Origin of the sequence: Collinsella aerofaciens, from assembly GCF_040915545.1 — a bacterium.
GTDB lineage: Bacteria > Actinomycetota > Coriobacteriia > Coriobacteriales > Coriobacteriaceae > Collinsella > Collinsella aerofaciens_BE.
The window spans coordinates 19010-42582 of record NZ_JBCPDH010000018.1; the positions used below are offsets into that span (position 1 = coordinate 19010).

29 protein-coding genes are annotated in these 23573 nt (G+C 60.6%); 27 read left to right on the forward strand and 2 right to left on the reverse strand.

Annotated elements, in window-relative coordinates:
- The first annotated feature begins 5 nt into the window (after window positions 1-5).
- Window positions 6-620: a nucleotidyltransferase family protein gene (locus tag AB5202_RS06765; RefSeq protein WP_368144017.1), complete on the forward strand. Its 615-nt coding sequence runs from the start codon at window positions 6-8 to the stop codon at window positions 618-620.
- Between the two features lie 9 nt (window positions 621-629).
- Window positions 630-1997: a dihydropyrimidinase gene (hydA, locus tag AB5202_RS06770; RefSeq protein ID WP_368144015.1), complete on the forward strand. Its 1368-nt coding sequence runs from the start codon at window positions 630-632 to the stop codon at window positions 1995-1997.
- A 109-nt stretch (window positions 1998-2106) separates the two neighbouring features.
- Here hydA and yqeC read toward each other — a convergent pair whose 3' ends face one another.
- Window positions 2107-2841, reverse strand: a complete 735-nt coding sequence (gene yqeC / locus AB5202_RS06775) for a selenium cofactor biosynthesis protein YqeC (protein WP_368144013.1) — start codon at window positions 2839-2841, stop codon at window positions 2107-2109.
- Between the two features lie 102 nt (window positions 2842-2943).
- On the opposite strand from yqeC, the gene yqeB reads away from it, so the two are divergent.
- The 23 genes from yqeB to AB5202_RS06890 all read left to right on the forward strand — a co-directional run bounded on the left by yqeB (window position 2944) and on the right by AB5202_RS06890 (window position 17644).
- The gene (yqeB, locus tag AB5202_RS06780; protein ID WP_368144011.1) at window positions 2944-3738 is read left to right on the forward strand and encodes a selenium-dependent molybdenum cofactor biosynthesis protein YqeB; all 795 of its coding nucleotides are present in this window, start codon (window positions 2944-2946) and stop codon (window positions 3736-3738) included.
- A gap of 9 nt (window positions 3739-3747) precedes the next feature.
- Window positions 3748-4791, forward strand: coding sequence for an XdhC family protein (locus AB5202_RS06785; protein WP_368144009.1), 1044 nt, complete (start codon window positions 3748-3750; stop codon window positions 4789-4791).
- Window positions 4792-5102: 311 nt separating this feature from the next.
- Window positions 5103-5660 carry a 50S ribosomal protein L5 gene (gene rplE, locus AB5202_RS06790; RefSeq protein WP_006235260.1) on the forward strand — a complete coding sequence of 186 codons (558 nt, stop codon included), beginning with the start codon at window positions 5103-5105 and terminating at the stop codon, window positions 5658-5660.
- Window positions 5661-5739: 79 nt separating this feature from the next.
- Complete coding sequence (locus tag AB5202_RS06795) at window positions 5740-5925, forward strand: type Z 30S ribosomal protein S14 (protein WP_022094280.1); 186 nt, start codon at window positions 5740-5742, stop codon at window positions 5923-5925.
- A 119-nt stretch (window positions 5926-6044) separates the two neighbouring features.
- Window positions 6045-6443 (forward strand): 30S ribosomal protein S8, encoded by a 399-nt coding sequence (gene rpsH, locus AB5202_RS06800; RefSeq protein WP_006235262.1) that lies wholly within the window; start codon window positions 6045-6047, stop codon window positions 6441-6443.
- Between the two features lie 33 nt (window positions 6444-6476).
- Window positions 6477-7013: a 50S ribosomal protein L6 gene (rplF, locus tag AB5202_RS06805; RefSeq protein WP_006235263.1), complete on the forward strand. Its 537-nt coding sequence runs from the start codon at window positions 6477-6479 to the stop codon at window positions 7011-7013.
- A 75-nt stretch (window positions 7014-7088) separates the two neighbouring features.
- Window positions 7089-7457, forward strand: coding sequence for a 50S ribosomal protein L18 (gene rplR, locus AB5202_RS06810; RefSeq protein WP_006235264.1), 369 nt, complete (start codon window positions 7089-7091; stop codon window positions 7455-7457).
- 14 nt (window positions 7458-7471) lie between these two features.
- Window positions 7472-7996 (forward strand): 30S ribosomal protein S5, encoded by a 525-nt coding sequence (gene rpsE / locus AB5202_RS06815; RefSeq protein ID WP_022094279.1) that lies wholly within the window; start codon window positions 7472-7474, stop codon window positions 7994-7996.
- A 2-nt stretch (window positions 7997-7998) separates the two neighbouring features.
- Complete coding sequence (rpmD, locus tag AB5202_RS06820) at window positions 7999-8181, forward strand: 50S ribosomal protein L30 (RefSeq protein ID WP_006235266.1); 183 nt, start codon at window positions 7999-8001, stop codon at window positions 8179-8181.
- Window positions 8182-8184: 3 nt separating this feature from the next.
- Window positions 8185-8634 carry a 50S ribosomal protein L15 gene (rplO, locus tag AB5202_RS06825; protein ID WP_006235267.1) on the forward strand — a complete coding sequence of 150 codons (450 nt, stop codon included), beginning with the start codon at window positions 8185-8187 and terminating at the stop codon, window positions 8632-8634.
- A complete protein-coding gene (gene secY, locus AB5202_RS06830; RefSeq protein WP_035137447.1) occupies window positions 8628-9914 on the forward strand; it encodes a preprotein translocase subunit SecY in 1287 nt (428 codons plus the stop codon). Before rplO ends, secY begins: the two co-directional genes overlap by 7 nt.
- A gap of 18 nt (window positions 9915-9932) precedes the next feature.
- Window positions 9933-10559, forward strand: coding sequence for an adenylate kinase (locus tag AB5202_RS06835; RefSeq protein ID WP_055252238.1), 627 nt, complete (start codon window positions 9933-9935; stop codon window positions 10557-10559).
- Complete coding sequence (gene map / locus AB5202_RS06840; RefSeq protein WP_161156850.1) at window positions 10556-11344, forward strand: type I methionyl aminopeptidase; 789 nt, start codon at window positions 10556-10558, stop codon at window positions 11342-11344. Before AB5202_RS06835 ends, map begins: the two co-directional genes overlap by 4 nt.
- A gap of 232 nt (window positions 11345-11576) precedes the next feature.
- Complete coding sequence (infA, locus tag AB5202_RS06845) at window positions 11577-11795, forward strand: translation initiation factor IF-1 (RefSeq protein WP_035137443.1); 219 nt, start codon at window positions 11577-11579, stop codon at window positions 11793-11795.
- Window positions 11796-11945: 150 nt separating this feature from the next.
- Entirely contained in the window at window positions 11946-12059 is a 114-nt protein-coding gene (gene rpmJ, locus AB5202_RS06850) for a 50S ribosomal protein L36 (protein WP_006363204.1), read from the forward strand.
- A gap of 14 nt (window positions 12060-12073) precedes the next feature.
- Window positions 12074-12448 (forward strand): 30S ribosomal protein S13, encoded by a 375-nt coding sequence (gene rpsM, locus AB5202_RS06855; RefSeq protein ID WP_022094275.1) that lies wholly within the window; start codon window positions 12074-12076, stop codon window positions 12446-12448.
- A gap of 14 nt (window positions 12449-12462) precedes the next feature.
- On the forward strand, window positions 12463-12867 hold the full coding sequence (gene rpsK / locus AB5202_RS06860) for a 30S ribosomal protein S11 (RefSeq protein WP_006235274.1): 405 nt from the start codon (window positions 12463-12465) through the stop codon (window positions 12865-12867).
- Window positions 12868-12886: 19 nt separating this feature from the next.
- A complete protein-coding gene (rpsD, locus tag AB5202_RS06865) occupies window positions 12887-13483 on the forward strand; it encodes a 30S ribosomal protein S4 (protein ID WP_006235275.1) in 597 nt (198 codons plus the stop codon).
- A 32-nt stretch (window positions 13484-13515) separates the two neighbouring features.
- Entirely contained in the window at window positions 13516-14457 is a 942-nt protein-coding gene (locus AB5202_RS06870; RefSeq protein ID WP_368144007.1) for a DNA-directed RNA polymerase subunit alpha, read from the forward strand.
- A gap of 30 nt (window positions 14458-14487) precedes the next feature.
- Complete coding sequence (rplQ, locus tag AB5202_RS06875) at window positions 14488-14955, forward strand: 50S ribosomal protein L17 (protein WP_055287451.1); 468 nt, start codon at window positions 14488-14490, stop codon at window positions 14953-14955.
- Window positions 14956-15047: 92 nt separating this feature from the next.
- Window positions 15048-15872, forward strand: a complete 825-nt coding sequence (gene truA / locus AB5202_RS06880) for a tRNA pseudouridine(38-40) synthase TruA (RefSeq protein WP_055287449.1) — start codon at window positions 15048-15050, stop codon at window positions 15870-15872.
- 203 nt (window positions 15873-16075) lie between these two features.
- On the forward strand, window positions 16076-17074 hold the full coding sequence (locus tag AB5202_RS06885; protein WP_368144006.1) for a glycosyltransferase family 2 protein: 999 nt from the start codon (window positions 16076-16078) through the stop codon (window positions 17072-17074).
- Window positions 17075-17206: 132 nt separating this feature from the next.
- Window positions 17207-17644 (forward strand): arginine repressor, encoded by a 438-nt coding sequence (locus AB5202_RS06890; RefSeq protein ID WP_006235280.1) that lies wholly within the window; start codon window positions 17207-17209, stop codon window positions 17642-17644.
- Window positions 17645-17833: 189 nt separating this feature from the next.
- Here the strand turns inward: AB5202_RS06890 and AB5202_RS06895 are convergent, their stop codons facing one another.
- The gene (locus tag AB5202_RS06895; RefSeq protein WP_368144004.1) at window positions 17834-20038 is read right to left on the reverse strand and encodes a transglycosylase domain-containing protein; all 2205 of its coding nucleotides are present in this window, start codon (window positions 20036-20038) and stop codon (window positions 17834-17836) included.
- A gap of 162 nt (window positions 20039-20200) precedes the next feature.
- Here AB5202_RS06895 and AB5202_RS06900 point away from each other — a divergent pair, with 162 nt between their 5' ends.
- Complete coding sequence (locus tag AB5202_RS06900) at window positions 20201-22159, forward strand: U32 family peptidase (RefSeq protein ID WP_368144003.1); 1959 nt, start codon at window positions 20201-20203, stop codon at window positions 22157-22159.
- Window positions 22160-22255: 96 nt separating this feature from the next.
- Window positions 22256-23467 (forward strand): tyrosine--tRNA ligase, encoded by a 1212-nt coding sequence (tyrS, locus tag AB5202_RS06905; protein WP_195520862.1) that lies wholly within the window; start codon window positions 22256-22258, stop codon window positions 23465-23467.
- Window positions 23468-23573 lie beyond the last annotated feature (106 nt).

Below are 23573 nucleotides of genomic sequence, written 5' to 3' on the forward strand. Positions count from 1 at the left end.
TCACCATGAAACTTGGATGCGTCATTATGGCTTCGGGCGAGGGCAAGCGGTTTGGCTCTAACAAGATGCTTGCCGATATCTATGGCGAGCCGCTGATTGCCCGGACCATCGATTCGGTTCCCCGGGGCTTTGACGTCGTGGTTTCGACGCGTTGGCCCGAGGTCGCCCAGATTTGCGAGGACAAGCATTGCCCGTGCGTGCTGCACGATGGCGAGCTGCGCAGCGATAGCGTCCGTGCGGGCCTTTCGTGGGGAGTCGAACGCAACTGGAAAGGTTGCCTCTTTTTGCCGGGCGACCAGCCTCTCGTGAGTTCGGATTCTTTTGAGGCTATGGTTCGTGCATTTGACGAGCGTGGCCGCAGGCATCCGGTGCGTCTTGCGTGCAACGGTGAGCCTTCGAGTCCGGTGCTCTTTCCGGCGGAATTGTTCGATGCGCTCATACGTCTTGAGGGCAAGGACGGCGGCGGTTCGATCCTCAAGGACCGTACCGATGTGGTGCTGGTCGAGGCGCGTGCCTACGAGCTGTGGGACGTCGATACCGCCAAGGGACAGCAACGCATAACGGAGCATATCGCCGCCTGCTCGTATTTTGATCGCGTGGCCAACTGCATCAATCAATAAGGAGCAATTATGATCATCATCAAAAACGGCGCCCTCGTGACGCCCCAGGGGCTTCGCCGCGCTGATCTTGCCATGGATGGCGATAAGATTGTGCGGATTGCCGCGGCGATTGAGCCTGTCGAGGGCGATACCGTCCAGGACGCCACCGACTGTTGGGTGTTCCCCGGCTTTATCGACGGCCACACGCACATGCAGTGCTGGACTGGCATGGATTGGACGGCCGATAGCTTTGAGACCGGTACGCGTGCGGCTGCCTGCGGCGGTACGACGACCATCGTGGACTACGCGACGGCCGATCGCGGCGTGACCATGCCCGATGCCTTGGCCGAGTGGCATCGCCGCGCCGACGGAACCTGCACGGCCAACTACGCCTTTCATATGGCACTCGCCGAGTGGAACGAGCGCAACCGCGCCGATCTTTCGGCCATGCGCGAGGCGGGCGTATCGTCGTTCAAGACCTACTTTGCCTACGATCATCTGCGCCTGGACGACGCCGAGACGCTCGAGGTGCTGGAGGAGCTCAAGCGCCTGGGCGGTATCCTGTGCGTGCATTGCGAGAACGGCACGTTGGTGAATGAACTGCAGAAGCGCGTGTACGAGCAGGGGATTCATGGGCCCGAGGGACATGCGCTCAGCCGCCCGGACGTGTGTGAGGCCGAAGCCGTGAGCCGCCTGCTGTATCTGGCGCACCTGGCCGGCGACGCCCCAGTCAACGTGGTGCACCTTTCGACCAAGTTGGGGCTCGAGGCCATTCGTGCGGCCAAGGCGCGCGGGCAGAAGAATATCTATGTCGAGACCTGCCCTCAGTATCTGATGCTCGACGACACCTGCTATCTGGAGCAGGGCGAGGACGGCTTTGCGGGCGCCAAGTACGTGATGAGCCCGCCGCTGCGCCATGCCGGCGACCGTGCCGCGCTGCGCGAGGCGCTTGTGGCCGGCGAGATCGATACGATTGCGACCGATCATTGCAGCTTTAACCTGCACGGGCAAAAGGACCGCGGGCGCGACGATTTCCGCGCGATTCCCAACGGCGGGCCCGGCGTGGAGCATCGTCCCGTCGCGATTGCCACGAGCTTTGAGGGACAGCTGGGACCCGAGGATCTGTGCCGCTTGATGAGCGAGAACCCGGCGCGCGTGTTTGGCATGTACCCGCGCAAGGGCTGTCTTGCCGAGGGCGCCGATGCCGATGTGTGCGTGTGGGATCCCAAAGCGCGCTGGACAATCAGCGCCGCGACACAGCATCAGGCCGTGGACTACACGCCGCTCGAGGGCTTTGAGGCACATGGCCGCGCCAAGGCCGTGTTTGTGAACGGCGTGCTGGTGGCGCGCGATGGCGAGCCCACCGGAGCCCAACCCGGCCGCTACGTGCCCCGCTAGCAGCAAAGATGCCGTGTCCCCTCCTCAGTTGCGGTGAAATACGGACTGTTTGCGGCCGTCGGGCGGCCAAACAGTCCGTATTTCACCGCAACTGAGGAGATGGGGCCGGCTACTTGAGGCTGCTGGCGACGACGGGGCGGTCGAGAGCTGCCTCGAAGCGGTCGGCCATCGTGGGGTCGCTGAGCGTGTCGACTTGGTTGAGCATGATGCGGGCATTGTTGAGGTTCAGCATCCGCAGCTCGGCATTGAGCACCTGGGCGACGCGCTCTGGGGTGGCAGTGTCGGTGAGCTCGCAGCCGCAACGCTCGCAAAAGAGCTCGGGGCGGTGGACAACCTCGGCGACGGGTTTGCCCAGTCCCGAGGCGCCGACGACCCAGACAACGTTTGCCGTGGCGGCGGGAATTACCGGCTCCCAGGCGGCATGCGCCTTGAGCGGGAGTCGCTTGCTACCGTCTGCCTCGGCCAACACATAGTCAAAGCGCTGTGCCAGCTCGCCGAGTGGCTCGGCGGGGGCGGAGAGCTTGCCTGTCTCCGGGTCCAAGATGCCTGCCTGGCAGATGCCTCCGCGTGCAAGCCCCGCGCAGGCCTCGCAGGTGCAGCCTGGGGCGTGTGGGGCACCTGGCTTCCAAGGCGCGGCGTCCAGGCGACGATTCGACCCGTCCCATGGCACGCCGGCAACGGGAAGCATATGCGTGGTGGTGCAGAGGAGCACGCGGCCGCCAGCGCGCATGAGCTCAAGACCCAGCGTTTTGAGCAACGTCGACTTGCCGCCGCTGCCGATAATCGCGGTAATGCCCGGCTCGATCTTGAGCGCCGAGGCAAGATTGCCGCTAACCGTTTCCATCTGTTCACCGCCGTATAATACTGTGATAATAAATAATCATCAGAGTAGCGGTCGAACCGCTTTTGCTCTGCTCAAACCGTAGCACAGGGAGGTGCCCCGGGAATGCTCGTTTATGTTCGCGGCGCCGGCGATATCGCCACGGGTGTCGCCGCTCGCTTGGTGCGCGCCGGCGTGTCGGTCGTTATGGCCGATATCGCGGTTCCCACGTGCATCCGCCGCACAATCAGTTTTTGCGAGGCTATTCGCCTGGGCGAGGTCCAGGTCGAGGGCATTCGCGCTCGCTTGGCGCAGACGCCGGCAGAGGCGCTCGAGATTACCCAAGCGGGGGATGTTGCCGTCGTGGTGGACCCTCAGGCCAAGATGCTCGATGAGCTTAAACCCGCGGCTGTGGTCGACGCGATTCTGGCCAAGCGCAACCTGGGCACCACGCGCGACATGGCGCCTACCGTCATCGCCGTGGGGCCGGGCTTTACCGCGCCGGTCGATTGCGACGCCGTGGTCGAGACCATGCGCGGGCATTTCCTGGGCCGTGTCATTACCCAAGGTTCACCCCAGCCCAACACGGGCGTGCCGGGCATTATCGCTGGCTATGGCAAAGAGCGTGTTATCCACAGCCCCGCCGCCGGCGTGTTTCGGTCCGACCGCGCAATCGGCGACATCGTGCGCGCCGGAGACGTGATTGGCTACGCGGGCGATACGCCCATACGCACGCAGATCGATGGCTGTCTGCGCGGGCTTTTGGCGAACGGCGTGCAGGTGACCGAGGGCTTTAAATGCGCCGATGTCGATCCGCGCGGCGATGCCAGCTATATCAACTACATTTCGGACAAGGCGACGTCGGTCGGCGGCGGCGTGCTCGAGGCACTCGCTATGCTCACCGATATCTTTAGAGGATAGAAGGCGGCAATGGAAAAGCTCGATGTTGTGAATGCGGCGCTTGCCGCCCTGCGTGCTGGCGAGACGTGCGAGCTCGTGGTCGTGGCCGGCACGGCGGGGTCGTCGCCGCGCGGCGTGGGCGCCTGGATGGCCGTCTTTGCCGACGGCAGCCAGGCGGGCACTATCGGCGGCGGCAAGATTGAGCTCTTTGCGCTGGATGAGGCGCGCGAACTCCTGAGCGCGGGACAGTCGCGTCTGGTCCGCTACACCATGGGCGGCGAGAACTCCGATACCGGCATGATCTGCGGCGGAGCCATTTGCCTGTGCTATCTGCATCTGGATGCGACCCAGGCACCGTTGTTCCAGGAAATTGCCGACGTCTTGGTCTATCGGCGCATCGGCGACTTCGTCATCGACTTTGAGCCGTTTATCGCGAGCGCGCTCGAGGGCGATGTGGCCGAGTACCATGGCGAGGCATCGCGCCATACCATTGCGGGCTGCCCCGGGCTTTCACTGGTGGAGGAGGGGAGTAACGTCACCTACACCAACGCTGCCTCTGAGATTCCCGCGGCGCACATCGAGACGCTCTGCCCCGAGGGCCTGACCTACATCTTTGGCTGCGGACACGTGGGCGCCGCGACGGCGCGCGTGCTCACGGCGGCGGGCTTTGCCGTCGTGGTCTGCGATGACCGCCCCGGCACGTTGACGCCCGAATGGGTGCCCGGTGTCTACGATCGTCGCCTGGTCGATTACAAGAACCTGAGCGAGCTGTGTCCCATCGGTCCGCGCGACTTGGTGGTCGTCGCCACGGCGGGTCACAAGTCCGATATCGACGTGGTGATTCAGGCCATGCGTGCCAAGCCTGCCTATCTGGGCTGTCTGGGTTCGCGCCGCAAGACGGCCTTTGTGCGTGCCCGCCTGGAGCAGGAAGGCTTTACACAGGACCAGATCGACGAGCTGCACCTGCCGATCGGCGTCGCCATCGAGGCAGAGGACCCCGAGGAGATCGCCGTCTCCATCGCAGCCGAGATGATCCACCTGCGCCGCACCAAACTCGTCCCCCGCAAGCGCTAATCGCATCCCCACCAATAAGTTGCGGTGAAATACGGACTGTTTAAGCCTGTTAGGCCGCCAAACAGTCCATATTTCACCGCAACTGCTTTTTGGGATCCATTTGTGCGGGGGAGTTGTGGAGTTGTGCAGGCAGACGAGGTTTTTCTGGAAATACGCACCCAATGCGCGTATAGTACCGATTGTTTTGTCGGCTCCTGCTGCGTCGAGTCCAAACCGCGAAATGCCATGAGCGGCGCGGATGCAGTCAGGAGGCACGAGGACAACCCATCGTGGCCACGCCCCGTGCTTAAAACCCCAAGAAGGAGTGAACAATGGCAGAAGAGAAGTATGTGCCGCGTCTGAAGACCAAGTACAACAACGAGGTCAAGCAGCAGCTTCAGGACAAGTTCCAGTACGAGAACGTCATGATGATCCCCAAGTTTGAGAAGATCGTCGTGAACATGGGTGTCGGCGAGGCCGCTACCGATTCCAAGGCCATCGACGGTGCCGTGCGCGACCTGCGCGCCATCACCGGCCAGCAGCCGATGATCACCCGTGCCCGCAAGTCCATCGCTACCTTCCGCCTGCGCGCTGGTATGCCGATCGGCTGCAAGGTTACCCTGCGTGGCGACCGTATGTGGGAGTTCTTCGATCGTCTGACCTCCGTCGCGATCCCCCGTATCCGCGACTTCCGCGGCATCTCCGCCAAGAGCTTCGACGGCCGTGGTAACTTCTCCATGGGCGTCACCGAGCAGCTCATCTTCCCCGAGATCGACTTCGACTCCGTCGATCACCAGCGCGGTATGGACATCACTTTCGTGACCACCGCCAATACCGATGAGGAGGCCAAGGCCCTTCTGGACGCCTTCGGTTTCCCGTTCAAGAAATAGGTTCACCTGCCCTATAAGCGCCGTTCCCACAAGGGGGCGGCGCTTGGGGCGAACAATACTCTATGTGAGGAGGATATAAGTGGCTAAGACATCGATGATCGTCAAGTGCAATCGCAAGCAGAAGTTCTCTACTCGTGAGTACACGCGCTGCCAGCGCTGCGGCCGTCCGCACTCTGTGTACCGCAAGTTCGGCCTGTGCCGTGTCTGCTTCCGCGAGCTTGCACTCAAGGGCGAGCTTCCCGGCGTTAAGAAGGCCAGCTGGTAAGTCACTACCAGCGTTTCAAGCATCAGTTTGGAACAGGGAAAACGCGCTAAAAAGGCTTTGCCGTTAAGGGCGGCGAAGAACCAAGAGCACGTGTTCATCAAGAACGAAGGAGAATCTGTATGAACCTTACAGACCCGATCGCAGATATGCTTACGCGCATCCGTAACGCTAACTCTGTGAACAAGGCCACGGTCTCCATGCCGAGCAGCAAGAAGCTCGTCGAGATCGCTCGTGTTCTGCACGAGGAGGGCTACATCGAGGGCTACGATGTCGAGGACACCGTTCCCCAGAAGACTCTGCACATCACGCTTAAGTATGGTCCCAAGAAGGCTAAGGTCATCAACGGCATCCGCCGCATTTCCAAGCCGGGCCTGCGTAAGTACACCGGCGTTGCCGACATGCCCCGCGTCCGCGGTGGCCTTGGTACCGCCATTATTTCCACCAGCCATGGCGTTATGACCGACCGCGATGCTCGCAAGCACAACGTCGGCGGCGAGATCATCGCTTACGTCTGGTAATTCGCTCGGTAGGTAGAAGGAAAGGAGATCACCGTGTCTCGTATCGGTAATAAGCCTGTCCAGATTCCCGCCGGAGTCGAAGTGGCAGTCAACGGCAACAACGTTGTCGTCAAGGGCCCCAAGGGCCAGCTCGAGCTCGATGTCTTTGAGAAGCTCGCTATCAACGTCGAGGACAACGTCCTCACCGTTTCCCGTCCCGACGACGAGCGTGAGACCCGTGCCCGCCACGGCCTCACCCGTGCCCTCATCCACAACATGGTTGTTGGCGTTTCCGAGGGCTTCGAGAAGAAGCTCGAGCTCGCCGGCGTCGGTTACCGCGTGCAGCAGAAGGGCAAGAACCTCGAGTTCTCCCTGGGCTTCTCGCACCCCGTGATCGTCGAGGCTCCCGAGGGCATCACCTTCGAGGTTCCCGACAACACCCACGTGAACGTCAAGGGTATCAACAAGCAGCAGGTCGGTCAGATCGCCGCTGAGATCCGCGGCCATCGTCCTCCCGAGCCTTACAAGGGCAAGGGTATCCACTACGTTGGCGAGCACATCCGCCGCAAGCTGGGTAAGGCCGCCAAGTAGTCGTAACCGACTCACTCGCATAAGACCAGCACCCCGTCAGGTGCTGGCAAGATCAACCTTTTTAGGAGTTTACGTATGAACAAGCATAAGGCGAAGCTGGAAGGCCTCAAGCGTCGTCAGCGTCGTGTTCGCGGCAAGGTCTCGGGTACCTCCGAGCGTCCGCGTCTTCGCGTGACCCGTACTAACGCCAACATCTATGCCCAGATCATCGACGACAGCAAGGGCTCCAGCCTGACGCTCGTCTCTGCCTCGACCCTCGAGGCCGAGTTCAAGGGCACCCACACCTCGAACAAGGAGGCTGCGGAGAAGGTCGGTCAGCTCGTTGGCAAGCGCGCCATCGAGGCCGGCATCACCAAGGTCGCCTTCGATCGCGGTGGCCGTATCTACCATGGCCGCGTCAAGGCCCTCGCCGACGGTGCTCGTGCCGCCGGTCTCGAGTTCTAGGAGGTATGTAGCACATGGCTCGTAATCAGAAGCAGCAGCGCGAGGCCTCCGAGTTCGAGGAGCGCGTCGTTTACATCAACCGCGTGTCGAAGACCGTCAAGGGCGGTCGTCGCATGAGCCTCGTCGCTCTCGTCGTCGTTGGCGACGGCAAGGGCAACGTCGGCGTTGGCATGGGCAAGTCCGCTGAGGTGCCCATGGCCATCTCCAAGGCGTCTCTCGATGCCAAGAAGAACATGTTCCACGTGCCGGTGACCGATCAGGGCACCATTCCGCACGAGGTTCTCGGTCACTTTGGTGCCGGCCGCATCATCATCAAGCCCGCTGTCGAGGGTACCGGCGTTATCGCCGGCGGCGCTGTGCGTCCCCTCTTCGAGCTTGCTGGCATCAAGAACGTCCTGTCCAAGTCCCTCGGTACCGACAACGGCCTCAACATCATCAAGGCTGCCGTCGAGGGCCTCAAGGAGCTCTCCAGCCCTGAGGACGTCGCGGCTCGCCGTGGCCTGACGGTCTCCGAGATGTTCGTCGGTAAGGAGAACTAAGCATGGCTGACACCATCAAGATCAAGCAGGTCCGCAGCACCAACGGTTGCAAGCAGGACCAGGTCCGTACTGTCCGTGCCCTCGGTCTCCACAGGATCCGCGAGGTTCGCGAGATTGCTGACAACGAGTCCGTCCGCGGCATGATCTTCAAGGTCAAGCACCTTGTCGAGATTGTAGAGGAGTAGCAAATGCAGCTTCACGATCTTACTCCCGCGCCCGGTTCCACCAAGAACCGCAAGCGCGTCGGCCGTGGCAATTCTTCGGGTCACGGCACCACTTCTGGCCGCGGTCAGAAGGGCCAGGGTTCCCGCTCTGGCGGCACCAAGGGTGCCGGCTTCGAGGGTGGCCAGACTCCGCTGGCTATGCGCCTGCCCAAGCTTCCGGGCTTCCGCAACCCCCGTCGTATCGAGTACACCGCTGTTAACGTTGAGCGTCTCGAGCGCAAGTTCGAGGACGGCGCTGTGATCGACGGTGCCGCTCTTAAGGCCGCTCGCATCACCAAGAGCGAGTTCGAGCCCGTCAAGGTGCTCGGCAATGGTGAGCTCACCAAGAAGTTCACGGTCAAGGTCGACAAGGTCAGCGCTTCTGCGCAGGCCAAGATCGAGGCCGCCGGCGGAAAGGTCGAGCTGCCGTGCTAAATGGTCTTAAGAATGCTTTCCGCATCAAAGAATTGCGCGAAAAGATTCTTTTTACCATAGCTATGCTCGTCGTGTACCGCATTGGTGCGCACGTTCCTGTGCCCGGCATTCCCTTCCAGGGGATGCTGGGCCTTTTCTCGACCGATAACAATTCGGTCGCCGCAGGTGCTATGGCCCTCCTGAATCTTTTCTCTGGCGGCGCTTTGAGCTATGTTTCGGTGTTTTCGCTGGGCATCATGCCTTACATCACCAGCTCGATCATCCTCCAGATGCTCCAGGCCGTCGTGCCTTCCCTGCATGAGCTTGCCCGCGAGGGCGAGGTCGGTCAGACCAAGATTACACAGTATTCGCGTTACCTCACCCTGGCTCTGGCAATCCTCAACTCCGTGGGTTACCTCTTCCTCTTTAAGAGCTTCGGCATCAGCTTTAATGGCGCCGGCGCTCCCGAGATCATCTTCGACCTCATGATCGTCGGTACGCTCACCGCGGGCGCCATGCTGATCATGTGGATTGGTGAGCTCATCACCCAGCGCGGTATCGGCAATGGCATGTCGCTGATCATCTTCGCGAACATCATGGCCGGCCTTCCGCAGGCTATCTTCTCCAGCACCGAGGGCAATGCCGGTGGCATCATCACCATGGTGATCATCTGTGCCATCATCCTGCTGGTTATCCCGCTGATTGTTTTCCTTGAGCGCGGCCAGCGCCGCATCCCGGTCTCCTACGCTAAGCGCGTCGTGGGCCGTCGCATGATGGGTGGCCAGACCACCTACCTGCCCATCAAGGTCAACACCGCGGGTGTCGTGCCGATCATCTTCGCTTCGGCGCTGCTGTACTTCCCGGCTCAGATTGCCGTGTTCTTCCCCGGCATCGGCTGGATTCAGGCAGTTGCCTCTGCGCTTTCGACCGGTTGGCTCAACTGGGTGCTTAATGTTGTCCTCATCGTGTTTTTCGCGTACTTCTACACCTCTATGGTGTTCAACCCCGATGACACGGCCGACAACCTTAAGAAACAGGGCGGCTTTATTCCGGGCGTGCGTCCGGGTAGGGCTACCGCGGCCTACATCAAGAACGCGCTCAACAAGATCACGCTTCCCAGCGCTGTCTTTTTGGCGCTCATCGCCATCGTGCCTTCGATCATCTTCTCCTTCACGGGTAACCATCTGATCCAGGCTTTTGGTGGCACGTCCATCCTCATCATGGTCGGCGTCGTGCTCGACACGGTCGATAAGCTCGAAGGCCAGATCAAGATGTATGATTACGATGGATTCTTTAAATAGGCTAGAGGAGGATTGCTCATGAACCTCGTATTGCTCGGAGCTCCGGGTGCCGGTAAGGGCACCGTCGCACAGGAGCTCGTCGCCGAGTTTGGCGTCGCCCACATTTCCACGGGCGACCTGCTGCGTGCTGCCGTCAAGGGTGGCACCGAGCTTGGTATTCAGGCTAAGAAGTACATGGATGCTGGCGAGCTCGTCCCCGACCAGCTCGTGATCGACCTTGTCAAGGAGCGCCTTGCCGCCGATGACGCCCAGCAGGGCTTCATCCTCGACGGCTTCCCGCGCAACACCGCCCAGGCTGTGACGCTCGATTCCGAGCTCTCCGCCATGGGTCGCGAGATCGACTGCGCCCTTCTGGTCGATGTGGCCCCCGAGGTCATCATCGATCGTCTGTCTTCGCGTCGCACCTGCCGCGCCTGCGGTTACACCGGCACCGCTGCCGATGCTACCTGCCCCAAGTGCGCAGGCGAGATGTATCAGCGCGACGACGACAAGCCCGAGACCATCAAGAACCGTCTCGACGTCTACGAGAAGTCCACGAGCCCGCTCGTCGACTACTATCGTGGCCAGGGTCTGCTCAAGTCGGTCAACGGTGACCAGGCTCGCGAGACCGTGTACGGGGATGTCAAAGAGGCTCTCGGTCTATGATCAAGATTAAGTCTGCAACGCAAATCGAGCAGATGAAGAAGGCAGGAGCGCTATCTAAGATGGCGCTCCGCCACGTTGGAGCCATGGTGCGCCCCGGCGTTTCGACTTTTGAGCTCGATCAGCTCGCGGAGCAGATTATCCGCATGCATGGCGGCACCCCGGCCTTTAAGGGTTACGGCGGGTTCCCGGGGACCATTTGCGCATCGATCAACGATGCCGTGGTCCACGGTATTCCCAACCCCGACATGATCCTGCGCGATGGCGATATCATCTCCATCGATACGGGAGCCGTTGTCGACGGTTGGGTCGGCGATAACGCTTGGACGTTTTTCGTCGGCACCCCCACGCCTGAAGCCAAGGCTTTGTGCGAGGTCACGCGCGATTGCCTTAAGGCTGCTATCGAGCAGGCCGTTCCCGGTAACCATATCGGGGACGTCGGTTATGCCGTTCAGTTTCTCGCCGAGTCTCACGGTTACGGCGTGCTTCGTGATTATGTGGGCCATGGCATTGGCCGCGTGATGCACGAGGACCCCAACGTTCCTAACTATGGAAAGAAGGGGAGGGGCGTTCGACTCCAGGCCGGCATGGTCATTGCCATCGAGCCGATGGTTACGATGGGTTCCAACCATGTGAGCACGGGCTCCGACGGTTGGATTGTTACGACCAACGACCACCTGCCCGCCGCGCACTACGAGAACACCGTCGCCATTACCAATGACGGTCCGGTGATTCTTACCACGGATGCGCAAGGTGCTTGGTGTTCGCTCCAAGGCGGAGAAATGTAAAAGTCGCCGCCCCCTGATGCCCAACCTCGCCTTTCAATTTCGAAGGCATGACCCCAAGGTCTATGCCTTCTCATTTCAAGGCGATCTTGGGCATCAGGGAACGGCTTTGTTTTACATTTCAAATGTAACAAGTTCCACTTAGTTGTGGAGCCATTACGAAGTTATTACGATGCGTGCATACGTGTTGTAGAATACTCAATCGCTGTCGTTTTCTAGAGAAAGATGATTGCTTGTGAAGAAGGAAGACGCAATTGAGCTCGAGGGTACGGTAAAGGAGCCGCTGCCCAACGCCATGTTTAAGGTTGAGCTCGAGAACGGTCATTCGGTTCTGTGCAACATTTCTGGCAAGATCCGAATGAATTACATCCGTATTCTCCCCGGTGACAGGGTTGTCGTGGAGCTTTCCCCGTACGACCTGACCCGCGGCCGCATCACCTATCGCTACAAATAGCGGCACGCATACACGCACTCCATTTCCGACTGCAGGCTTAGCTCAACCTACGGTCGGATTGTGTGTGAAGACCAGCCATAGTTTTAAACGCCTGCGGCTGGGCGAGTAGATAGTAGGGAAGTAGTTTGAGCGCTACCGAAAGGAAGAACGATGAAGGTACGTCCTTCGGTCAAGAAGATGTGCGATAAGTGCAAAATCATTAGGCGCCATGGCAAGGTCCTCGTCATTTGCGAGAACCCCCGTCATAAGCAGCGTCAGGGTTAAGAGAGGAGACTACGTTGGCCCGTATTAATGGTGTCGACCTCCCGCGTGAGAAGCGCGTTGAGATCGGTCTGACCTACATTTACGGCATCGGCCGCACCACTGCGACGAAGATTTGCGTCGAGTGCAACGTTAACGTGGATACGCGCGTTAAGGACCTCACCGAGGATGAGGTTAACGCCATCCGCGATTATATCGATAAGAACCAGATCATGGTTGAGGGCGACCTCCGCCGTGAGCGCAACCAGAACGTCAAGCGCCTTATGGACATCGGCTGCAACCGCGGCCTTCGTCACCGCAAGGGCCTCCCGGTCCGCGGCCAGCGCACCCACACTAACGCTCGTACCCGCAAGGGCCCGAAGCGTCAGATCGGTGCTAAGAAGAAGAAATAAGGAGCGCTAGATAGATGGCTACTGCTAAGAAGAACGTTCGCGCTGCCCGTCTGAAGCGCGCGGACCGTAAGAACATTTCCGTGGGCCAGGCTCACATTCGTTCTACGTTCAACAACACGATCGTTTCGATCACCGATCCCCAGGGCAACGTCATTTCCTGGAAGTCGGCTGGCCAGGTGGGCTTCAAGGGCTCCCGTAAGTCCACGCCGTTCGCTGCCCAGATGGCTGCCGAGGCTGCTGCCAAGCAGGCCATGGAGCACGGTATGAAGAAGGTTTCCGTCTTCGTCAAGGGCCCCGGCTCCGGTCGTGAGACCGCCATCCGCTCCCTCCAGGCTGCTGGCCTCGAGGTCTCGAGCATCCAGGACAAGACCCCCATTCCGCACAACGGCTGCCGCCCCAAGAAGCGTCGCCGCGTGTAACTGAAAGGATCGTATCAATATGGCAATCGACAGGACTCCTGTTCTTAAGCGCTGCCGTCAGCTCGGGATCGATCCCGCTGAGCTCGGTTACAGCAGCAAGAAGGAATCTATCCGTCAGCCCAAGCGCCGTCGCAAGGAATCTGAGTACGGCATGCAGCTGCGCGAGAAGCAGAAGGTCAAGTTCATCTATGGCGTTCTGGAGAAGCAGTTCCACGGCTACTTCAACAAGGCCCGTAAGATGAACGGCGTCACCGGTGAGAACCTCATGATCATTCTTGAGTCTCGCCTCGACAACGTCGTCTTCCGTCTTGGCTTCGCCCGCACCCGCAAAGAGGCTCGTCAGTCCGTCCGTCACGGTCACTTCACCGTGAACGGTAAGCGCGTGGACATCCCGTCCTACCGCGTCAAGGCCGGCGACGTCGTCGCTGTCGGCGAGAAGTTCCGTGACCTCCTCCCCATCAAGGAGGCCCTGATTTCCTCCGAGCGCTTTGAGGTCCCTGGCTGGCTCGAGGTCGATATCGAGAAGCTGTCTGGTAACGTGCTCGCTCTGCCGACGCGTGAGCAGATCAGCGGTGATATCAACGAGCAGCTCATCGTCGAGCTCTACTCTAAGTAGTCCATCCGGGCTGCTGAGGCTGGAGGTAATACATGTCAGAATTCATTAGGCCTCAGGTTCAGGTCGAAGAGATCAACGAGACGTCTGCTCGTGTCTCCGTCGAGCCGCTCGAGCGTGGTTACGGCGATACGCTGGGTAACTCCCTTCGTCGCGTTCTTCTGTCCTCGCTCGAGGGTGCCGCCGTCGAGGCTATTCAGATCGATGGTGCGCAGCACGAGTTCATGACCATCCCTAACATGGTCGAGGATGTCACCGACATCGTCCTGAATGTCAAGGGTCTTGTCTTCAGGGCTCTCGGCACGACCGACGAGGCGACCGCCACCATCTCGGTTGACGGCCCCTGCGAGGTCACCGGTGCGGACTTCTTTATTCCGTCCGAGTTTGAGCTGGTCAACCTCGAGCAGCACATTGCTACGCTCACCGAGGGTGGCCATCTCACCATGAGCATGCGCATCGGCTATGGCCGCGGCTATGTTTCTGGCGAGGCCAACAAGCGCGACAACGATCCCATCGGTGTGATCCACGTCGACTCGCTGTACTCGCCGGTTTCCCGTTGCGCCAAGCTCGTTGAGGCTTGCCGTGTCGGTCAGCACACCGACTACGACCGCCTTGTCCTCGAGATCGAGACCAACGGCTCCATCGCCCCGCGCGACGCCGTGGTCCAGGCTGCCAATATCATCAACCAGCATATGGCCGCCTTTATGAACCTTGCCGAGACCCCCGAGGTCGAGGAGGAGGCTTCGATCTTCGCTCCCGAGGTCACCAACGACAACGCCGAGCTGGACAAGCAGATCGAGGATCTGGACCTTTCCGTCCGTTCCTACAACTGCCTTAAGCGCGCCAGCATTCACTCGGTCCGTCAGCTCGTTGAGTTCTCGGAGAACGATCTGCTCAACATCCGTAACTTCGGTGTTAAGTCGATCGAGGAAGTGAAGGACAAGCTTGAGTCCATGGGCCTGAGCCTGAAGGCTTAATGCTTCGCATATTTGAGGAGAAACTAGACCATGCGTCACAACGTTAAGAAGGGCCTGAAGCTCGGCACCGATGCGAGCCACACCAAGGCCATGAAGAAGAGCCTTGCTAAGGCCCTCTTCGAGAACGACCGCATCAAGACCACCGAGACCCGCGCTAAGGCGCTGCGTTCGGTCGTCGATCCGATCATCACTTGGGCCAAGAAGGGCGACCTGCACTCTCGTCGTCTGGCTATCGCCAAGCTCGGCGATAAGCAGCTCGTTGCCGAGATCTTCGACAAGGCTGCCCAGGGTATGTGGCAGGATCGCAACGGCGGTTATACCCGCATCATGAAGCTCGGTAACCGCAAGGGCGACAACGCTCCCATCGTTATCATGGAGCTCGTCACCGAGCCTTGCACGCCTAAGGCCAAGAAGGCTGCTCCGGCCCCCAAGAAGGCCGCTGCTCCCAAGAAGGTCGAGGCTGCCGAGGAGGCTCCTGCTGAGGAGACCGCTGAGTAGACAATCCGTCTGCATAGGCTATATTCGAGGGGTACGTTCGCGTACCCCTCTTTTTTTGTCGAAATGCCATTGCCTGTTTGTTGGGAGCGCCCATGACCGCGCCGTCTGATTTCAATTCGATTCCAGAGCTCGATGCCACGCTCGTTTTCCGCGTGGCATACGATGGCTCGTCCTATAGCGGCTTTGCCGAGCAGCCGGGACAGACGACGGTTGCGGGTGAGCTGCGTCGAGCCATCGAGACGCTGCTTCGCCGTCCGATCGATCTGACGTGCGCGGGTCGCACCGATGCCGGCGTGCATGCCGTGGCTCAGTACATCAGCGTGCCCGTAACGGACGCTGAGCTCGCCCTAACGCGCCGTAGGTGGCTGCGGGCTATGGATGCCCTGCTGCCCAAAGATATCGCCATCAACGAGGTCTACAAGGCCCGTAAAGGCTTTTCTGCACGTTTTGACGCGCGTTCCCGTACGTATACGTACCGTATTGCCGATCGAGATGCGCGCCCCGTGCTGTCCCGCGGTGCGGTGTGGTGGCATCGCTATCCCTTGGATGTTGAGGCTATGTCTGCTGCCTGCCCCGCGCTGCTGGGCGAGCAGGACTTTAAAAGCTTTTGCAAGGTTGCTTCTGCCGTGGGCAAACCTACGCACCGCTGCGTAATGCGCGCCGAGTTTGGCCATGAGGTTGCGTTTGGCGAGGACATCCTGACGTTTACCATCGAGGGCAATGCGTTTCTGCATTCGATGGTCCGTACGATCGTTGGCACGCTTGTCGCGATTGGCATGCATCGCCGTGAACCCGAGTGGATGCGCGAGGTCATCGATGCTTGCGACCGTACCGCTGCGGGCCCCACGGCTCCTGCCTGCGGCCTTACGTTTATGGGCGTGGATTACGATCCCGCCGAGCTCGTCGTGCTCGACTAGGGGAGGGCTCGACGCGTCGTGCGTCGACACCCATTATCTGTGGGCTGCGCGTGTGCAACATCTGTTCTTGGCGTGCAATACAACCGGTGTCTCATTGCTTTTATTGCCGGGGTGTACCATGAACCACGATTTGATTCATTGCTGTCGAGAGGACGGATAACTTGGTTCGACGTGGCTCGCATCCGCGACTTTCGGTGATCCTTGTGGTAGAAGGTTCGCCCAGCTATGCGATGCGTGCGCTCGAGAGTATCCAGAACCAAGACCTCTACGATTTGCAGATTGTCGTTGTCTGCCGCGATGCTGCGCCCGGTGTGCGCCATTCGCTTCAAGTTGCTGCCGACAGGGACATCCATATTGATTTGATTGACGTCGAGGACGCGAAGCGCGGTGCTTGCCTTCGTGCCGGTTTTGCTGCCTCGCGTGGCTCTCAAATCATCGCTATGAACGCCGATGAGTGGTTTGCTCCGCAGTCCCTTTCCAAGATGGTCGATATCGCGTGCGATACCGCAGCAGACATAGTGTTCCCCACGGTGTCGCTCGACCGCTATGATGCACATCGAGAGCGCCATTCGCGCGTCTTGGATGCTGCTCATATTTCCATTGATGGCAAATCTTCGATGGTGGCCGGGCTGCCTCAGTTGATTTTAGGCGGCCTTGTCGTTCAGACCTCTGGCGTGATGTACAGCCGCTCGCTGTTTGAGGCATGCCTTTTGTGCGACAAGGTGTTTCGCACAGTTGGGTTTATGGCATGCGCGCTTTCGCAGGCACGATGCGTGTCCGGCTGCGGCGATGCTTGTTTCCACGCGGCGGCACCTAAGCTTACAGATGCCTTTGATCCCACCATGTATGCCAAGGTATCCGATGATGCCCGAGCGCTCGACGAGCTTGCGGACTCACTCTCGGAAGCAGATAGCGGTGGTCGGCTTAAGCTGGCAAGCCAGAAGTTCTACTTTGCCGGACTAGTCGCCTGCATCGAGAATTTGTGTCTGAGCCCGCATGGGGTGTCGTCAATCGAGCGTTCCGCCCGCATGCGTGATATGCTCGAGGCGCCTCGAACCCGTCAGATGGTCGCTGCGCTCAAGGATAACCATCGGGGAGTCGGTCTGTTGTTTGGGCCGATCGCCAGCGCCAAGCCCGCGCGCTGCGTGATGTGTACGCATCTGGCAGCTTTTCTTAACCGGACGGGCGCAAAAACCGCCTAAACGGCTCATTTCGAAACAAATTTGCATAGAATTGTTTCGAAATGCGTTCTTATACACAAAAGCCTTCAAATAGCGTTAAACTATTCAATCACTGATTGATTGTCTCCGCCATCTTTTGGAGAGAGGGTTTGTATGGCTAAAAAACGCAATGGGCGCCAGGATGCCATTAGAGATATTGTGCGCAATAAGGACGTCCGCACGCAGCGCGTGCTGGTCGATGAGCTCCGCGCTATGGGCTTTGATTGCACGCAGGCGACTGTCTCTCGCGATATTGCCGATATGGGGCTGCGTAAGCTCCCCGAGGGTATCTATGTTCTGGCAGAGGACCTGCACCTGCAGCGTATGGTTTCCGAGCTCGTAACGGGCGTTCTGCGCACCGATAATCTGGTTATGATCAAGGCTCAGCCTGGTACGGCTTCCGGCATCGCCGCCGCCGTTGATGCGGCAGAGTTGCCCGATGTGCTTGGCTCGCTTGCCGGCAACGATACGATTTTGGTTATTGCCCAGACGGCCGAGGACGGCGAGCGTCTCGAGGCGCTGATCAATAAGCTGAGCAATTCTCGCAAGTAGGCGTGCGGGTCGTGCGCTCGGCACTGTGTGCGTGACATGGTGGCTTGTAAGGGGGTATCGACGTTGGTCGGTACCCCCTATATTGTTTGCCGGTATAAAGGCCGTCCACCAGGTCGCTTTAAACTAAAAGGCCCCCGAGCACTTTAATAAGCTGCTCGGGGGCCTTGTTGCTAATGGCCGGATGAATTTCTAGCCAACCGTATCGTCAGGCGTGGGAGAGGGGTCGGGAGTGGGTGTAGGCGTAGGCGTAGGCGTAGGCGTGCCGCCATCGCCGCCGGTCGAACCACCAGTGGAGCCGCCCGTCGAGCCACCGGTCGTACCGGTGCCGCCGGTGGTGTCGCCGCCCGTGGTCTCGGTGGTCGTGGTCGTCGTGGTAGTCGTTGTGGTGGTTTCCTCTTCGTCCTCGTTCTCGTCCTTGTCGTCGTTCTCCGTCTTCTTGGTGTTGTTGGTGCCGTAGAACTTCCAGACGCTGTTGTTCTTGTAGGTGGGCGCCGTTCCGGTCGCAAACTCCTCGCGCTCGGTACCGGTCAGAACGGTGTTCATAAACCGCTTAAAGACAGGCAGGTTGGTGCTGTCGCCCAGCAGGTCTGTGCCGTATTTTTGGATGGGAATCTCGCCCGCGGAATAGCCGGTCCACAGGGCGCACGCCAGCTGCGGGGTATAGCCGCAGAACCACAGGTTGGTGGTGTTGTCGGTGGTGCCCGTCTTGCCGGCATAGGGCTGGTTGACGCTCAGGGCGCCGGCAGCACCCGTACCGCCGCCCTTCATGACGCCGGACAGAACATCGGTGACCGCGGCGGCCTCGCCCTCGGTAAGTACCTGTGAGGGATTGTCGGTGTGCTGGTACAGCACCGAACCGGTACGAGAGTCAATCTCGGTGATGGCGATCGGCTGGCGATAGTAGCCGCCGTTGGCAAACGTCGCGTAGGCGGCGGCCATCTCGAGCGGCGAGATCGAGCCGGTGCCGAGGGTCATGACGGGAACGTCCTCGATGTTGTCCTTGGCGGGATCGATGCCGAGCTTTTTGACGAGTGAGATGATCTTGCTGTTGCCGACGGCTTCCGCCACCTGGATGTAGCCGGTGTTGGAGGAGTATGCCGTTGCCTGCTTAAGCGTGATGTTGCCATAGCTATGGTTGGCGTAGTTTTGGACCTCGGTCGTGGTGCCCTTGGCCTTGAGTGGCGAGTTGCAGTTGAGGGTGACGTTGGGGTTCATGCCGTTTTGGATGGCAGTTGCCAGCGTAAAGGCCTTAAAGGTGGAGCCGACGGGACGCTTGGCCGTGGCATGGTTTACGTGGTTCTCGTCGGCGTTGTAGTCGTAGCCGCCCACCATGCACTTGATGTAGCCGGTCTTGGGGTCGACGACGACCATGCCCATGTCCAGGCCGTCGAGCGAGAGCGTGTCGAGCTGCTCTCGGACGGCATTCTCTGCCACCTGCTGCATCGTGGGGTCGATGGTGGTCTTGACGGTCAGGCCGCCCTTAAAGAGCACGTCGGTCGAGAACTCCTGCTCCAGCAGCTGCTTAACATAGGCGACAAAGTAGGGCTGCGAGTATACGTCGACGCCGCTGCCCGAAATCTCGGTCACGTTGAGGGTGATGGGCTCGGCCTGCGCGGCATCGTGCTCCTCCTGCGTGATGTGGCCCAGGCGCAACATGTTGTCAAGGACCTTGTTGCGACGGGACAGCGCCAGGTCGGGGTTGACCGTGGGGTCGTACTGCGAGGGCGAGTTGGGAAGGCCGATGAGCAGTGCGGCCTCGCTCAGGGTGAGGTCGGCGGCGCTCTTGGACAGATAGGTTTCGGCTGCGGCCTCGATGCCGTAGGCGCCGTGACCGTAGTAGATGGTGTTGAGGTACATCATGAGGATCTCGTCTTTGGAGTACATGTCCTCCATCTTGACGGCGATGTAGGCCTCGCGCACCTTACGCTCGATGGTCGAGTCGAACTGCTCCTCCTGCAGAATGGTGTTGCGCACCAGCTGCTGGGTGATAGTCGAGGCGCCTTCGTGCCCGCCGCCGAGGGTTGCCACCGCAGCACGCGCGATACCCCACAGGTCGATACCGCCGTGCTCGTAGAAGCGCTCGTCCTCGACGTCAACGGTGCCCTGCAGCACGTAGGGGGAGACCTCGTCCTTGGTGATGGACTTGCGGTTTTGCGTGTAGAAGCTCGCGATCTTGTTGCCGTTGCAGTCGACGATCTCGGTGGGCTCGCTCACCAGATACGCGTTGGCGTCGGTGTAGTCGGGCAGATCGGACAGCCAGCGGTTGACGTTGCCGACCATGCCGATGCCAAACGCCACGCCCGCGATAAGCAAAAAGCCCAAAAACGAGAGCAGGATTATGGGCAGAGCATGCGTCTTTGAACGGCTGCGTCCCTGTCGTTGGCGAGGACCCATATATTGACCTCCAGGTATGTCGTGCCGGACGGCGGATGTGCCGTCGGGGCAGGATGGACATAAGTTATTACACGATAAACCAAACAGGGCGCGCGAGGCCTCGTGTATGCTGGAAGACGGCATTTTTCAGAGTGAATGCATACCTTGGTAAGGAGTTTGTCGATGGCGATTCGGACGATGGGGCCGAGCGGACAATACGAGACTGGATTGGATGCTGTCGGTGCGGCGCTGCCCGAGCTGCTGGCGCCGGCGGGCGGACTCGACCAGATGCTTGCGGCCATCGCCGCGGGTGCCGATGCCATCTATGCGGGGTTGGGCGGCTTTAACGCCCGTGTGAGCGCCCATGGCTTTACGGATAACGAGTTTGCGCGCGGCTGCGCCGTGGCGCATGCCCATGGCGTGCGTGTGTACGTAACGCTCAACGTGTTCGTGTTTGACGATGAGTTGTCCGACGCGGTGGCGTTGGGAGCTCATGCACTGGAGCTGGGCGCCGATGCTCTGATTGTCGCCGATGCCGGGCTGGCTTGTGTACTGCGTACGGCGATTCCCGGGGTCGAGATTCACCTGTCCACGCAGGCGGGCGCTCATAGCGAAGGCGCCGTGCGGCTTGCCGCCGATGAGCTGGGGGTCGAGCGCGTGACGACGGCACGCGAGCTGACGGTCGACGAGATTGCGGCGCTATGTGCCACGGGCGTGCCTATCGAGGTATTTTGCCACGGCGCTATTTGCATTGGATACTCGGGTGCGTGCGGGTTCTCGGCCCTGCGGCGTGGCCGCTCGGCGATGCGCGGTGATTGCACACAGCCGTGCCGTCTGGCGTACGACCTGGTGGACGAGGCAGGACAGAGCGTTGTCGACGTCGAGGGAGATCGCCTGTTGTGCCCGCGCGACTATCTGGGTATTGCGCATCTGCCCGAGCTTGCAGATGTCGGCGTGGCGTCGCTCAAGATCGAGGGGCGCATGAAGAACCCAGATTACGTATTCAATGTGGTGCGGGTGTGGCGCCGGGCGCTCGATATGCTGTGCGACGGCGCGTGGGACCCCGGTGCCGTGGAAGAGCTTGAACGCGAGCTGGGAAGGTCGTTTAACCGTGGGCTTACCGATGCATACCTGCGAGGGCGTTCGGGTGCCGAACTGATGAGCTTTGAGCGCGCAATTAACCAGGGCGTGCGCGTGGGGCGCTTGGTCGCTGTAGGCCACGAGGAAGTGACCGTTGAGCTCGACGCCGCCGTGGCGGCGGGTGACACGCTCGAGATTCGGTTCTATCCGGGTGCCGACGCGCGTCCCGATGTGCCCAAGCGCTGGCCGCAGGTGCCCTGTCCGGTGGATGCCGCAGCGGGGGAGCGCGTCGTCGTGCATTGCAAGCGTAAGATTGACACGGGCTGCGAGGTGTACCTGATTCGCAGCGCCGGCGTGTTGGATCAGACGGCGGCGGTGTTGGAGCGCATGCGGGCCGAGGCGGATGCGATTGCGCCCGTTGCGCGTGCCGTTGAGGTGCTGCCCTTTGAGGACGTTGCGGTGGATGGCGGTGCGTCGACGGAGTTGGTGGAGTGCGCGGTTCCCGCTCGCATGGTTTTTGCTTGGCAGTTGATGGATGCCGACCCGCGCGGAGAACTCGATTTGTCCGACGCCGCTGTGGTGCTTGACGAGGTGTGCCGCACGGGTGACGCTGGCCGGACCCGCTCACTGATGCAGCGTGCCGGGCGCGTCGTCTGCCGCAACCTGGGACAGGTGGTGATCGCTCGCGAGCTGGGCGTGACGTTTGACGTGGCGGCGCCGGTGTTCTGCGCGAATCGGGCCACGCTTACCTGGCTGCGCGGGCTCGGTGCGGGGCGGGTGTACTTGCCGGCCGAGTTGCTCGGCAATGATGCGGAACGTATTGCCGAACTGGCTGCTGAACCCGGCGTCTTGGGTCCGGTCGACGCCGACCGTCCCGAGCTTATGGTGTGCGAGCACTGCCTGCTGACCGCCGAGGGCGTCTGCGCCACCGATGCGACGGGACAGGTCCGTTGCCGCGACTGCTTGCGTCGTCGGCAGGCACGCTATCTGGTCGAGCGTGACGGTACACGTCTGCCAGTTGCCATTGACGCATGCGGCAGGACGAGGATTTTCCTGTCGTAGGTGCCGCGTCGCGTTAGTTTGTTATCATAAGAGAGTTTATGGACTTCCAGCACCGCCGTTTTCGGCGAGGGTGCTATAGCAAAAGGAGGATACCCAATGCTGTCTGTTGACGAGCAAATGCGTATCATCACCTCGGGCGCCGCGCAGATCGTTCCCGAGGCCGACCTTCGCAAGAAGCTTGAGAAGGGCGAGCCCCTCAACATCAAGCTCGGCGTCGACCCCACCAGCCCCGACCTGCACCTGGGCCACGCCGTGCCGCTGCGCAAGATGCGTCAGTTCCAGGACCTGGGCCACAACGTTACCCTCATCATCGGCAACGGCACCGCGCTGATCGGCGACCCCTCGGGCAAGAACTCCACGCGTCCGCAGCTTTCGCAGGAGCAGATCGAGGCCAATGCCGAGACCTACGTGAGCCAGGCCATGAAGATCCTGGATCCCGAGAAGACCACCATCGTGCACAACGGCGACTGGATCCTTTCGATGGATCTGGCCGGTCTGCTGCAGGTGTGCTCCAAGTTCACCGTCGCCCGCATTCTTGAGCGCGATGACTTTACCAAGCGCTACCAGTCTCAGACGCCGATCGCCCTGCATGAGTTCCTGTATCCCGTGATGCAGGCTTTCGACTCCGTGCAGATCAAGGCCGACGTGGAGATGGGCGGCACCGATCAGCTCTTCAACCTGCTCGCCGGCCGTGAGCTCATGGAGAAGATGGGCATGGAGCCCCAGATCGCGCTCACCATGCCGCTGCTCGAGGGCACCGACGGCGTGCGCAAGATGTCCAAGTCCTATGGTAACTACATCGGCCTGACCGACGCTCCCAAGGACATGTTCGGCAAGACCATGTCCATCCCCGACGAGATGATCGGCAAGTACTATCGTCTGGCCAGCTCGCTCACCCCTGCCGAGGTCGACAAGATCGACGCCGCCCTGGCCGATGGCTCCGCCGACCCCTACGAGCTCAAGCGCGCTCTGGGCCGCGACCTGTGCGACACCTACCACGGTGCCGGCGCCGGCGACGAGGCTCAGGCCGAGTTCGACCGCGTGTTCAAGGAGGGCCAGCTCGCCGACTTCCCCGAGAAGCATGCCGAGCTGACTGTCAATGACGAGGGCCAGATTTACCTCGCCGGCCTGCTCAAGGACCTGGGTCTTTCGGCCAGCGCCGGCCAGGCCCGCCGCGATATCGACGGCGGCGGCGTCAAAATCAACGGCAAGGCCGTGGCTCCCAAGAGCTATAACATCGATCCCAGCGCCCTCAAACTGGGTGACACCCTCTCCGTGGGCAAGCGCAAGGGCTTTAAGTTGGTTTAGTTACGCGGTTTTACCAAACCGCGTAACGACTCGACGCTGCGCGGGCCGCATTTGGACAATCTGACGTTCAACTTCAAGGGCGCGACCAGAAGGTCAGCGCCCTTTC